At 63.7% G+C, this 13822-nt stretch carries 7 protein-coding genes and 2 pseudogenes; 6 read left to right on the top strand and 3 right to left on the bottom strand.

Annotation, left to right across the window (positions count from 1 at the left end; genetic code table 11):
• Positions 1-12: 12 nt before the first annotated feature.
• Entirely contained in the window at positions 13-1092 is a 1080-nt protein-coding gene (locus IEY75_RS18755; RefSeq protein ID WP_189115704.1) for an inositol-3-phosphate synthase, read from the bottom strand.
• 47 nt (positions 1093-1139) lie between these two features.
• Complete coding sequence (locus IEY75_RS18750; RefSeq protein ID WP_373290302.1) at positions 1140-1697, bottom strand: PadR family transcriptional regulator; 558 nt, start codon at positions 1695-1697, stop codon at positions 1140-1142.
• Positions 1698-1929: 232 nt separating this feature from the next.
• Between IEY75_RS18750 and IEY75_RS18745 the strand changes: the two genes are divergently transcribed.
• From IEY75_RS18745 to IEY75_RS18720, 6 genes and pseudogenes are all read left to right on the top strand, one after another.
• Positions 1930-2430: a DUF5318 family protein gene (locus IEY75_RS18745; RefSeq protein ID WP_189115702.1), complete on the top strand. Its 501-nt coding sequence runs from the start codon at positions 1930-1932 to the stop codon at positions 2428-2430.
• Positions 2427-5132, top strand: a complete 2706-nt coding sequence (locus IEY75_RS18740) for a transglycosylase domain-containing protein (RefSeq protein ID WP_189115701.1) — start codon at positions 2427-2429, stop codon at positions 5130-5132. The genes IEY75_RS18745 and IEY75_RS18740 overlap by 4 nt, the downstream gene beginning before the upstream one ends.
• 29 nt (positions 5133-5161) lie before the next feature.
• A pseudogene (locus tag IEY75_RS18735) lies at positions 5162-5491 on the top strand (transposase); the annotation flags it as partial.
• Between the two features lie 693 nt (positions 5492-6184).
• Positions 6185-6487, top strand: coding sequence for a hypothetical protein (locus IEY75_RS18730; protein WP_189115700.1), 303 nt, complete (start codon positions 6185-6187; stop codon positions 6485-6487).
• Positions 6488-7576: 1089 nt separating this feature from the next.
• Positions 7577-11764, top strand: a complete 4188-nt coding sequence (locus tag IEY75_RS18725; protein WP_229789890.1) for a golvesin C-terminal-like domain-containing protein — start codon at positions 7577-7579, stop codon at positions 11762-11764.
• A gap of 61 nt (positions 11765-11825) precedes the next feature.
• Positions 11826-12245, top strand: a complete 420-nt coding sequence (locus tag IEY75_RS18720) for a hypothetical protein (protein ID WP_189115698.1) — start codon at positions 11826-11828, stop codon at positions 12243-12245.
• Positions 12246-12480: 235 nt separating this feature from the next.
• Here IEY75_RS18720 and IEY75_RS21565 read toward each other — a convergent pair.
• Positions 12481-13453: pseudogene (locus IEY75_RS21565) on the bottom strand (IS30 family transposase).
• Positions 13454-13822 lie beyond the last annotated feature (369 nt).

Raw genomic sequence — 13822 nt, 5'->3', positions numbered from 1 at the left:
CGCGTTCCCGCCTCAGTGGGTGACGTCGCCCTGGATGAACGCCTCGACCGCCTGGTGGGCGTCGTGGTCGGCGTACTGCTCCGGCGGCGACTTCATGAAGTAGCTCGACGCCGACAGGATCGGCCCGCCGACCTTGCGGTCCAGGGCGATCTTCGCGGCGCGGACCGCGTCGATGATGACGCCCGCCGAGTTCGGCGAGTCCCACACCTCCAGCTTCAGCTCGGCGTTCAGCGGCACGTCGCCGAACGAGCGGCCCTCCAGCCGGATGTACGCCCACTTGCGGTCGTCCAGCCACGGCACGTGGTCGCTCGGCCCGATGTGGACGTCGCCCTTGGTCATCTCGTGCGGGATCTGCGAGGTCACCGACTGCGTCTTGGAGATCTTCTTCGACAGCAGGCGGTTGCGCTCCAGCATGTTCATGAAGTCCATGTTCCCGCCGAAGTTGAGCTGGTACGTGCGCAGCAGCTCCACCCCCCGGTCCTCGAACAGCTTCGCCAGCGCCCGGTGCACGATCGTCGCCCCGACCTGGGACTTGATGTCGTCGCCGACGATCGGCAGCCCGGCGTCGGTGAACTTCTGCGCCCAGACCGGGTCGGAGGCGATGAACACCGGCAGGGCGTTGACGAACGCGCAGCCCGCGTCGATGGCCGCCTGGGCGTAGAACTTCGCCGCGTCCTCGGAGCCGACCGGCAGGTAGGCGACGACCACGTCGGCGCGTGCCTCGCGCAGCGCGGCGACCACGTCGACCGGCTGCTCGTCGGACTCCTCGATGATCTCGCGGTAGTACAGGCCCAGGCCGTCGTGGGTCGGGCCGCGCTGCACGGTGACGCCGGTCGGCGGTACGTCGCACAGCTTGATCGTGTTGTTCTCGCTGGCGACGATCGCCTCGGCCACGTCGCGGCCGACCTTCTTGGCGTCCACGTCGAAGGCGGCGACGAACTCCACGTCCCGGACGTGGTAGTCGCCGAACTGGACGTGCATCAGACCCGGGACGCGCTGGTGCGGGTCGGCGTCGCGGTAGTACTGCACTCCCTGCACCAGGGAAGACGCGCAGTTCCCGACTCCGACGATGGCGACGCGGACGGAGCCCATCGTGTGCCTCCTTCTCGTTGGCGGCCGCGGACGGCGGCCGCCGGCTCTCATGGTTGGCGACCGCTCCGGCTGTCCCCGGGCGGGGTGTGGTCGGTGGGCTGGGGCAGGCCGGACCGCTCGTGCGCGATCAGCTCCTCCAGCCAGCGCACCTCGCGCTCGCAGGCGTCCAGCCCGTGCCGCTGGAGGGCGAGCGTGTAGGTGTCCAGGCGCTCGGCGGCGCGGCCGAGGACGTCGCGCAGGCCCTCGCGGCGCTCCTCGATCCGGCGCCGCCGGCCCTCCAGGATGCGCAGCCGGGTGGCCCGGTCGGTGCGGGCGAAGAAGGCGAAGTGCACCCCGAAGCCCTCGTCGTCGTACGTCTCCGGGCCGGTGCAGGCGAGCAGGGCGGTGAGCCGCTCCTTGCCCTCGGCGGTGATCTTGTAGACGACCCGGCCGCGGCGGCTGGTGAGCGGGGGCGCGCCCGCGGCGCTGTCGTCGTCGGCCAGCTCGCTGATGAGGCCGGCCAGGCGCAGCCGCCGCAGGGTCGGGTACAGCGTGCCGTAGCTGATCGCCGCCCGGAACGCGCCGAGCTTGGTGGTCAGCTCCTTGCGCAGCTCGTACCCGTGCATCGGCGTCTCGCAGAGCAGGCCGAGGATGGCGAGTTCCAGCACTGCGCCCCTCCCCGATCACCGAATGTATTGCGCGACGTATCACGCGATGTATCGCGCCGATACATCGTCACGTTAGATCCTGGCTCCGCGGGCCGCAACCGGGGGTGCCGAACATCGGCGAAGGTGATTCTCGCCTCGGCCGTCCTCGGCGAAGGTCGCCTAGCTGGGGTGTTCCGCGTACCCTTCAGCCATGTCCGCGCAGCACCAGGTCGTCGACTACTCGCTGAGGAAGCGGGCGGTGCTGCGCGACCACGGCCGCGGGCTGGTGGCGACGGGGGAGATCTGCGACGCATCGCCCTATCTGCGCAGCGCCGCGCGGTTCCACGGGGAACCGACCGACCAGCGCTGCCCGGTCTGTCGGCGCGCGCACCTGACGCTGGTCCACTTCGCGTACGGTGAGGCGCTCCGGCAGTCGGCCGGGCAGGCACGCCGCCTCGCCGAGTTGGCCGAGCTGGCCGCGACCGTCGACGAGTTTCTGGTCTACGTGGTCGAGGTCTGCCGGGGCTGCGGCTGGAATCATCTACGTGAGCACTACCCCCGCGGGAAGAACCCGGACACCGGGGACGAGGGGGTGCCGACATCGGCCGACATCGGCCGCCGTCGTGGTGAACGGCCTGACCGACGCGTCCGTACTACCACCAGCAAGGTGGGGCGTGACGGCGTCATTGCTACAGCAGGGTGTGACGAATGAACTCCTACGGTGACGTGAACGCCGACCTGGGCGACCCGTCGTCCGGCGGCGACGACTGGCTCGGTACGGGCGGCCGCGCTTCCGCGCGCGCCTCGGTCAGTACGTCGACCATGGCGGCCTCGGTGCCGGTCGCGCCGGCCGGCCGGGCCACGGTCGGCGGCGCGCGCGCCTCCGCGCGCGTGCCCGGCGCGTCCCAGGCCGCCCCGCCCGGTGCGGCGTCGGGCCGGGCGACCGCACGGGTCAGCGTCGGCGGCGGCCGCCGGCCGGTCGGCGGCGGGTACGGCGGCCCCGGCGGGCCGGGCGGCCCGCACACCGGGTCGATCAGCCGGTTCATCGAGCAGCTCGGAGGATCGTCCAACGATCCGCGCGCCCGGAAGCGACGGCGGATCAACATCATCGTCGGCGCGGTCTCGATCCTGGGCGTGCTGCTCGGCGCCAGCGTCGTGGGCCTGACGTACTACTCCACGACCGTCGCGCTGCCCAGCGACTTCAACAAACTGGCCCTGACCTCGACGCTGCACTACGGCGACGGCAGCGAGATCGCCAAGATCGGTTCGGAGAACCGCGTCTACACCAAGATCGACCAGATCCCCCCGCAGGTGCAGCGGGCGGTGGCCTCGGCCGAGGACCGCAAGTTCTTCAGCCACGCCGGCATCGACTACGTCGGCATCGGCCGGGCCGCCTGGAACAACATCACCGGCGGCGACCAGCAGGGCGCCTCGACGATCACCCAGCAGTACGCGCGCAACGCGATGGACCTCCAGGCCGACGGGTACGCCCGCAAGGTCAAGGAGGCGATCCTGGCCTCGAAGCTGAACGACAAGTTCAGCAAGCCGGAGATCATGGAGTTCTACCTCAACACCATCTACTTCGGGCGCGGCGCGTACAGCATCGAGACCGCCGCCCAGGCGTACTTCGGCAAGAGCGTCGGCAAGCTCAGCATCGCCGAGTCGGCCGTGCTCGCCGGGGTGATCAAGCAGCCGGTGCCCTCGGAGACGCACAAGGGCTTCGACCCGGGCCTCAACCCCGAGGCCGCGCAGGACCGGTGGCGGTACGTGCTGGCCGGGATGCGGGAGAACAACTGGATCTCGCCGGAGGAGTACAGCACGGCGGTCGCCAAGTACCCGGTCACCAAGAAGATCGACAGCCGGGCCTGCGGCGTCGAGTGCGGGCTGAGCAAGCCGGCGGGCATCATCCTGCCGTACATCACCCGCGAGCTGTCCCAGATGAAGGACCCGAAGACCGGCAAGGCGCTCTGCACGTTCGGCCAGTGCCGCGACGCGCTCGCCAGCGGGGGCTTCCGCATCACCACCACGCTGAACCCGAAGATGCAGGCCGCCGCCGAGGCGGCCGCCGGCTGGGGCAGCAAGCCGGGCGACATCCTGCGCAACGAGCCGAAGAACCTGCGCGCGGCGATGGCCGCGGTCAGCCCGGAGACGGGCCAGGTGCTGGCGTACTACGGCGGCCCGAACGACAACACCGCCGCCACCGACTACGCCGGCCTGAACACCCGCGACAACCAACCGCTATATACAGCGGACGGCAAGCTGAACACCCGGGACGGCAAGCTGTTTGGAGCCCAGGTGCCAGGCTCCAGCTTCAAGGTCTACACACTGGCCGCCGCGCTAGAGGCGGGCTACCGCGCCGACTCCCGCTGGAAGGGCCGCGACCGCCGCGACACCGACGGCCGGGTCATCAACAACGCCGGCCGCGCCGCCTCCTGCGGCGACTCCTGCACCCTGCGCTTCTCGACCACCGAGTCGTACAACGTCCCGTTCTACGGGGTGGCCGAGCGGATCGGCCCGGACAAGGTCGTCGACATGGCCAAGAAGGCCGGCATCCGGGCCATGGCATCGCAGGAAGAGGATGGATTCCGGGTTCAAGAGATTGCAAACATGGAGCCGTCCCAGTACAAAGGACGGTCGATGTTCGACAACCACATCGGCTTCGGCAAGTACCCGATCACGGTGCTGGACCACGCCAACGGCATGGCCACCTTCGCCGCCCGCGGTGTCTACAACAAGGCGTACTTCGTCCAGAAAGTCGAGCGGAAGAACCCCCAGACCGGGAAGTTCGAGACCGTCGGCGGCGCGCGGGCGACGCCTGAGCAGCGCATCGACCAAGGGGTCGCCGACGACGTCACGAGCATTCTCCAGGGAGTGCCGCGCCGCGATGGCAACACGCTGTTCAACTACCCGTCGGCCGGCAAGACCGGCACCTGGGAACTGAACGAGAACCAGTCCGACCAGAACGGCGACGCCTGGATGGTCGGCTATACGCCGCAGGTCGCCGCAGCGGTGTGGGTCGGCAGCGACGAGAAGAAGCGCACCGCCATCAAGGACCGGTTCGGCGGCAACGTCTTCGGCGCGGGCACCCCAGCGAAGATCTGGAAGCAGTTCATGAACGCCGCCATGCAGGGCAAGGAGCGGCGGGAGTTCCTGCCCCCGGCCAACGTCGGCAACCCGGACAAGAAGGGCGACGGCAACTACCCGAGCCCGTGCGTGTTCCCGCCGTTCTGCGGCAACGGCGGCAACAACAACGATGGCGATGACGATTTCCCCAGCGGCGGGAATTTTCCGTTTCCAACTCGGCCAGGCATTCCGACCCGCCCCGACGACGGCACGGGCGGCGGGAATTCTGATGGTGGCACCGATGGCGACACCGGCGGGGCAATTCCGGACACCGGTGGTACTGTCGGCTAAACAAGTTTATAGCGGCTAGTGTCGCGTCGCGTTGCCGCCCGGACCGGGTGCTGGCTGACTGGGCCTACACCTGCCAGGCGAATCGTGGCTATCTGCGCCGGCGGGGGATCAAGGCGTGTATCCCGAGTAAGAGTGACCAGGATGCCCATCGCCGGGCCAGAGGCTCCCGCGGTGGCCGGCCGCCCTCGTTTGACCCGGTCATCTACCGGCAGCGTCACGCCGTGGAGTGCGGCATCAACCGCCTCAAACGCCACCGGGGCGTGGCCACCCGGTATGACAAGTTGGCCGTCCGCTACCAGGCGATGGTGCACGTCACCGCGATCATCGAATGGCTACGCGCACTTCGAGACACTCCCTAGCCTGCCGCCAGTGGGGCACCGAGCCGATCATCCCGAGACGTAAGACCACCGGGATCAAGGCTCTGGGCAAGCTGCGCTACGTCGTCAAACAGTCCTTCGCGCTGCTGCACCAGTTCCGCAGACTCGCCGTGCGTTGGAACGACGCCTCGACTTCCACGACGGGTTCGTTAGCCTCGCCTGCACCTCATCTGCTGGCGCCGCTTGATCAACTGGACCAACCAGAGATCGGGATAGGAACTTTTAGTACCTTGCGGCATACTGTTAGCCTAATCATGGCATATATAACAATTTTATTATTTGATAGTTTATAACTTTATTAACTGACATCATTATCTGATTGTCAGATATCTGACACCTCGATGATGCAAACGTCCATGGCCAGTAGTCTGTCCGGAGGCATATATGTGCGATGCATAACGCACATATACGCATTAAAATTACTACTTTGGCCTAGTCATTGATGACGAAGACAATAGTGGTAGGGGTATATTTTGTTTGGCAATTATTGATATGGAGTTGGAATCAATGGCGAGGTGGAACGCGACAGCTTTCATGGGGGCACTAAGTATTATAGGAGTTGGACTTTTTACGACTCCGGTAACCGCGGCTACGAAATCAGACGTAGCAAGTAATGACTGGGCATTCGAGATGCCGCGGGGTGAGTCGCTCTACGTGAGACATAGCCTCTATTGGGTGAAGCCCGATTTCGGGCAAAAATATTTTACGATGCAATCTGACGGCAACCTTGTTCTTTACGCATATAAATACCACGGTAGCACTGAGAAAAAGGTGTGCTGGGAGTCAGGAACTCGCGGAGCAGGCGCTCGGGCGACGTATCAGAACGACGGCAATTTTGTTATTTACGTCGGTGTCCATGCAGTTTGGTCTTCCAACACAGCTGGAAAGCCGGGTGCATCTGTCAGTCTGGATGGATATGGCCCGAGTGTGGATCTAAATGTGGGCTTCATGCGCCTTGTGGAAAATTGCGTTTGGTAACGGTATCGAGGTGTCGCAAATATGTGCAGTGCTTTAGCCTGAACCGATTTATGCGCAGATTGAAGTGGAGCAACGTATGAAAGTTTGTTCGACGAGGCGCGCCTATTCGTTAGTTGTTTCAATATTCGCAATTTGCTTGGCGCCTTTTGTCTATACAGAGACTGCACGGGCGGTATCGGGCAACATATATAAAGTATCAATGCCGAAAGGAAACTCGCTAAAGGCAAATGACTATGTATACAGAGAAGATCAACCCGCACACGACCACGTATATCGGCGTAGGTTGGTGATGCAAAGTGATGGCAATCTCGTCCTCTACCACTCGTACGGAGGAAGTGCGGAGCAAGCGTATTGGAACACGGGGACGATCGGTGCGAACGGGAAGGCAGTCTACCAACAAGATGGAAATTTTGTAGTATATTTCGGCGGTAGAGCTGCATGGTCCAGTGGCACGGAGGGCCGCCCTGGCGAAACTCTTGATCTGAACGCATGCGGTGATGTCTGGGTCGGACATATTAGTGTCACGGCGCCATGGCCTCACCGAACGCCAATGTGTCCAAATCCGTTTGATGAACTAGCATTCTAAGTGACCACCAACATTGCAGTTCAAATACAAGGTTGAAATTGAAACTCGTTCTGTTGCCCGGATACTAGTGTGTCAAGGCGTCACGAATTTACAGAGCCCGCTCTGCATCAATTTGAAGCTGACATGATGGAACGAATTACCGATTTAATAGCGGCGGTTCAACCTTACCTCATGTCAAAGCTAATTAATTTTTGGTCCACCGACCAGACGTATGCCTGAATTCCGCATTCGAGAAGAGACCCTCTCGAATGCGGAATTCGCGGGTACGGCCGATCATCTGAACGCGTGTGGCAGTTGGTCGTATTCGGAGAACAGTTTCGAGGACGGATCTGATAATGAGATATCTCTTACTCCGGCGAACTTTTGTCGCAGTCACGGCTATGGCCGCGGTCGTGTCCGGCGCAGCGGCCGGTAGCGCAGAAGGTTCAGCGTTACCGTTCCGCGAGCCGCAACCGGCACCCGCACTCGATACGACTATGAGTCAGGCGAGCGACCGCGTAGGCGTGGATGACAAGACCGGGCCGGGTACGGCCGCCCGCCCCAAACTACCCCTTACCGGTGTCCCTGCAGTCCCACGTGACCAGCGGGACCGACTACAGGGTAAGGGCTGGGAGCGGTCCTCCGACCGGGCATGGACCACCAGCGGCGACGCGGCCGGACTGCACGTCCTAGTAGCCGACTCTGACGAAGGATACGCGTGGCGCACCGCCACCACGCTGTCCGAGCCCGGCTTCGAAGCCGACGCATGGATCGGCAACGCTTGTCTGGCCGGCGACGCGCGAACCTTAACCGTAGTTTATGCTCCCCGGACTTTCACCAACCGCGCCGACCTGAACGAGCGCGGGGCATTCACCGCCACGGTGGACCTGCGCACAGGCAGGGTGTCCAAGCTGCCGGTACGCAGCAGCCTCGCCTACTTCTCGCCGTCCTGCGGTTCCGGCTCGACGGCCCTGGTGACGCAGGAGGGCGGCGACAAGTACGACGCAACTCGAATCCTGGCTATCGACACCCGGACCCACCGGGTAGCGGCCCCAATCGAGGTGCCCGGCGAGTTGACCTCGGCCGTTCCCACTCCCACCGGCATCGTGGCCGCTGATTCAGGGGCACTGGTGAAGGTGGCACAGGACGGCACTCGTAGGGTTCTAGCCCCGACGGCTGGAGTGGCTTACGGACTCACGGTCGGGCGCGACGGCTCAGTAGCCTATCTCGAACGTAGTGGTGTCACCGCCGCGCAGGTGCGGGTGCTGCCCCAGGCGCAGGTCGCCGCGGGCCGGCGTACCGAGGCGCCGAAGGTGGTAGCCCGGGGCCCGCTTACTGGCCTCGGCTTGGCTCCGTCGGTCAAGGGGCCAGTGAATATCCTGGGTGACGCAACCATCTCAGGTTCCTTGCCGTCCGGCCTACGGGTGGTCAAGGCCGGTATCTCTTCCCGAACGTCCGTCACCGGCGCTTTGGCTATTCAAACCCCCCAGAGCCGGACTCTGGGCCTGGCGGCGGGTCGGGCGGGTGTGGACACTCCGGTGGCGATCACTGGCCATCTGGTATTCAGCGACGAAGAAGTGGTCTTCTCCGCCATTCCATCAACTCCAGAGACAAACGACGGCATCGATCCGGCGGCTGGCGGTTCCGGCGCAATCCCGCACCGGACCTCGAGTCGCTCTGCGGCGGCAGCCGGCTCACCCACCGAGTTGGTGGAATCCGAACGGTACTGCTCAGTGCCGCGCAATGACCCGCGCAACCAGGCGATGCAGCCGAAGCCTCGGCAGGTTGAGTGGGCGGTCGACCAGGCGGTGCGCGGAGTGCTGACTACCTCTCGTCCGGCGAACTGGAAGGATCTGGGGATGCCCGCATACACCCCGCAGGCGCTCTTCCCACCACACGCACTCACCGGCGGTGGCAACGTGCCTGCGCAAGTGTTCCTCGGCATCCTTGCGCAGGAATCCAACTTATGGCAGGCGGCCCGTCACGCGCTGCCGGGGGTGACGGCCAACCCGATTGTTGGTAACTATTATGGCATCAACTACTACGATGGCAACACCGCCAACGACTGGACTATCAACTGGGCCGACGCGGACTGCGGCTACGGCGTCTCGCAGGTCACCGACGGCATGCGACTGGCCGGTAAGGAACGGCCGGGCGAGACAGCGATGCCGTACCAGCACCAGCGGGCGGTAGCGCTCGACTTCGCCGCCAATATCGCGGCTGGCCTCCGCATCCTGCAGGACAAATGGAACCAGACCCGCGGCGCGGGCTTGTCCGTCAACAATGGCGACGCGTCGAAGATCGAGAACTGGTTTTTCGCAATCTGGGCCTACAACTCCGGTTTCTACCCCCAGTCTGCGGCCGGCTCGAATGACGGCGCCTGGGGTGTGGGCTGGCTCAATAACCCTGCGAATCCGCGCTACCCGGCCAACCGGACGCCGTTCCTGGACGTCAGCTACGCTGACGCGGCTCACCCACAGGACTGGCCGTACCCAGAGAAAGTGTTGGGGTGGGCCGGCCATCCGGTCGAAACGCTAGAGGCACCGAACACATTGGTCTCCGGTTACCGTCCGGCTTGGTGGAACGGCGACCTCGTTAGCGGTCCGGCGAACCGAGCCGCGGTCAAACCGCCGGTGAACCAGTTTTGCGATAGCACCAACAACTGTATCCCCGGGAAAGAGTACAAACCAAACGCGCCGGACGTGGTCGGTGAGCGGGCCGGCCCATGCGCGCACAAGAATGCTGCTGGGCAGTATGACCTGAAGTGCTGGTACCATGCGCCAACCACGTGGAAAGCGGACTGTAATTATAGCTGCGGCAATGAATTGTTGCGGTTCGAACCAGGTTACCCTTACCAAGACGATGCCACCTCATACTCGCCTATGTGCGGGAACGGGCCGGTGACCGGAGCGCGAATTATCGATGACGTTCCGGACGGCACACCGTCGATCAGACCTAACTGTCCGCGGTCGTGGACCAATGCGGGCACGTTTACGCTCACCTATCCCGCCAACGAGCAGAGCAACTACCCCGGCAAGGTGGACACCCACCAGATCGGCGGCGGCTTTGGTGGTCACTTCTGGTTCACTCACACGCGGACCGGTGGTCCAGTGAGCGTTAACGCATCCTGGAAGCTGAATACCATCCATAATGGACCAATGCGCGTGCTTATCGCTCTACCCGACCATGGCGCGCAAACCCGGCAGGCGACTTATGTCGTTAAGACCGCGCAGGGTGACCGCAGGCGCATCGTAGTCCAGCCCAGCGGCGGCAACCGCTGGCTCTCAATCGGTGCCTTCATGTTTAACGGCTACCCAGAGGTGCAGCTTTCCTCGATCACTAGTGATGGCACAGGAGAAAAGGACATCGCCTTCGACGCGGTTGCTTTTCTACCCATTACAGGCACGTATAAGGAACAATCGGTCGAGGCGGTTGCGCAGTTCGATGAGGACGAAGATATCGACACGGCCGCGCCTTCATCTTGGCTTGCCGGTTTCCTATCGAGTCGCCAGGAGCTCTACGACTGGGGACTGAGCAAGTCCACCGGTATCATGAACGCCGCCGCATGCAGCGCCACCCAGACCACGAACTGCGTCGGCGCCGCTCTCAAGAACGCCTCAGCCACGTGGCGGTCGCAGGTGACCGCAGCTGGGACGAATCCCACCGTCCATCCTGATGGCACGAGTATCGGTACCTGGATAGGTTTTGCTCAGAAGTACACCGATCGTCCGCCCACAACGACTCGGCCCGCATGGTTCGATGACGACGGTCGGTACAAAATTAAGACTAGCGCGACAGCGTCTTATGTCGTTGACGCCAATAATAAAATTGTCGATGGCAGCGAATGGGTCGAGTATTCGAACCGCACGGGAAACACCCACCTGCCTGAGTTTTGGCGCAACCTGATCTCGGCAGCCTCGGCCGACTATGGGCTGGCACCGCCGAACCTTACTTTCACTACTCGTGACCTGAACACGCATTACGGTCAAACCACGACCTGGGACCCGATATCTTCCGGAGTGCTGCCCGGACGGGCTTACGCCTTTATGGGCAAGAAGCCCACGCCCGTTGACGCCGACGGCATTCCGTCGGCTACCAACGCCTCCTGTGTGGCGACGTTGTACACAGCGGGCGGGTCGATCGGTTACCGGCCCTTCCTCGGCGCCCAAGACGGCGTACCCGCTGATCGGTACAACACCTGGGTGAACCAGTTGGACGCTAACCCCAAGGCGCCCCAGGTGCTGGTCGATGCGATGCGGGACTTCAAAAACACCTTCCTCGACCCAGGTAGAAATCCGGTTATGGATTCAGCGTTCAACTTCGCGCCGCCGATCTGGCAGGAGCTTAGCCTCAACTTCTGCGCTGACGGAACTATCAAGAAGGTGTCTGGTCGTCCGTTGCTGCGGGCCAGCCACATGCCAGACCAGTACTTCTACGTCAACGGAGCGGCGGTGACCATTGACGGTACGGCGACCGCCTCGCCGGCTCCGGTGCTGCTAGGCGACTTTCAAAAGTTTAGCGCCGCCCCGGAACCGAACAACGACTTTCCCTTGAAGCCGAACCCGTTCGGTCCCTGCGGAGCAGCCACCGATCGGTCCGGCAATCCTTGGGACCTCTCGGCCGCCGACCCAACGCAAAATGCTAACGAAAACCCCAGCGGGCATTTCTGTCTTGACAAGAAGCTGCCCACGGACGATCCGTGGAGCAGCTAAATCTACCCGGGGGGCGACCTTAGGTCGCCCCCCGGGTAGATTGGTCGATGATGAGCGGTGGGTGATTGCCCTGTTGAATTTTATTTTCATTTACGTGTTGGCTGTGGTGCCGGTGCTGGTCGTGGCTGCGGTTGCCGTCTGGCCACCGCGGCCGTGGCAAGTCGCCTTGGTCTTGGCGGCGCCACTGATCACCCTGGCCGCCGTACTCGGAGTTCCGCTGTTCGAGAACTTGGGCTGGCTGTCCACCATCGGCGTGCCCTACGCGGTGCTCACAGTGGCGCCGGCGCTGCCTTGGCGACGGTGGTGGGCCAGTCTCGCCGTGCCGGGCACGGTGCTGATGGTTTGCGCCATCTTCGTCATCGTGGCCGAGGCGTTACCTGAGGTCCTTTTCTACCTCGCTCTACCAACATTCCTGGCGCTCGGGGCCATTGTCCGAGCGCTCTTCTCAGGTTACCGCCGGCCCGTCATGCGTAAGCCCTAGCGATCGGAATTGTTCGATCGGGCGCTGACAGAGCTGCCAGATATGGGTGTGTGACTCCCGTGCCCTAAATCGATTCAAGCCTCGGGGTGGGCGTGCCTCTGGTCATGATCGGAAATAGACGACTGACAGGCTGTCATGCCCGCCGAGTGTGACGTGAAACACTGGCCCGTCAGGGCCGCTGATGCCGTCTCTGGGCGACTGAGAGCGACTCAGGCAAAGCGAAGACTGGGCAGGTTCAGTCGGTGGAAGCATCTGAGCTGATCAGCTCGGTGAATACTTCGGAGGGTTTCTTCCAGCCGAGGATTTTACGTGGCCGGTCGTTGATTTCTGCGGCGACTGTGGCGAGGTAGTCGGGGTTGGAGGTGATGTCGATGCCTTTGGGGAAGTATTCGCGGACGATCCGGTTGAGGTTCTCGTTGCTGCCGCGCTGCCAGGGGGAGTGTGGTCGGGCGAAGTAGACCGGCATCGCGGTGGCTGTGATCTGCTTGTGGCGGGCCATCTCTGACCCGCAGTCCCAGGTCAGCGTCTTGCGGGCCTGGGCGGGTAGGTCTTTGACGGCGGCGATGACCGCGTCGCCGACGGTCAACGAATCTCGGCCGGTCAGCGGCACGAGGATCAGCATCCGCGAGGTTCGCTCGACCAGGGTAGCCACGGCGGTCTTGCCGGCCTTGCCGATGACCAGGTCACCTTCCCAATGCCCCGGTACGGCCCGGCCTTCAACCTCGGCGGGGCGTTGGTCGATGTAGCGGGGCTCGCTGATCCGCGGGGCCGGATCCGGGCGTCGACCCCCACGGCGGGCGGCACGCCCGGTCCGCAAGCTGATCAACTCCCGGGCCAGGGGTCGACACCGGCTGCGCGTACACCCACTGGTAGATCGCCTCATGAGACACCCGACAAGCATGATCGTCCGGGCAATCGACCGGCAGCCGGCCCGCGATCGACGCGGGCGACCAACCCCGCCGCAGCAGATCCGACACCACCGCCCGCAACCGCAGCGACCGGTCCACCGCCAGCAGCTTCGGCCGCCGCCGACCCGCCCGAGCCTCCTCGTCGGCGGCCGCCGCCCGGTACGACTGCCGGCCACCATGGCGGGCCACCTCCCGCGACACCACCGACGGGTCACGACCGATCACCTTCGCGATCTGCTTCAACTCCAGACCCTCGGCCAAACCACGGGAGATCTCTTCACGATCGACCAACGTCAACATCACACGCACGGCGGGCATCCTGTCCCACCAAACCACCAAGATGAAATGCTACGACCGACCGAGCCCAAGGTGTTGTCCGCTCAAATTCAGGTAATGAACGCAGAATGCTGGTGGTGGATGGCTCGTGGCTGGATAGGTCGATCGGGTATGGCAACCGCAATAGAATCTGTGGCGACCGCCGGTGGGCTTGGAATTCCATCAACGTGATCTCAGGGTGGAGGCAAGCCATCCCGTTCGGTGCTCACTGAAGTGATCTCAGCAAGTATTCATTGCTGATTCGGTACGACACGGGCGAACGGGTCATTCCGGACGGTGCTCGAAACGGACGTGGAGCCATCGATAGACAGGTCTTTGCGACAAGATCGGTCT

Origin of the sequence: Pilimelia terevasa, from assembly GCF_014647915.1 — a bacterium.
In the GTDB taxonomy this organism is placed as follows: domain Bacteria; phylum Actinomycetota; class Actinomycetes; order Mycobacteriales; family Micromonosporaceae; genus Pilimelia; species Pilimelia terevasa.
This window is presented reverse-complemented; position numbering and strand designations above follow the sequence as displayed.

What these genes read in the sequence shown, in the direction of transcription:
- IEY75_RS18755 (WP_189115704.1), bottom strand. Translation starts at nt 1,092, where the DNA reads ATGGGCTCCGTCCGCGTCGCCATCGTCGGAGTCGGGAACTGCGCGTCT.
- IEY75_RS18750 (WP_373290302.1), bottom strand. Translation starts at nt 1,697, where the DNA reads ATGCACGGGTACGAGCTGCGCAAGGAGCTGACCACCAAGCTCGGCGCG.
- IEY75_RS18745 (WP_189115702.1), top strand. Translation starts at nt 1,930, where the DNA reads ATGTCCGCGCAGCACCAGGTCGTCGACTACTCGCTGAGGAAGCGGGCG.
- IEY75_RS18740 (WP_189115701.1), top strand. Translation starts at nt 2,427, where the DNA reads ATGAACTCCTACGGTGACGTGAACGCCGACCTGGGCGACCCGTCGTCC.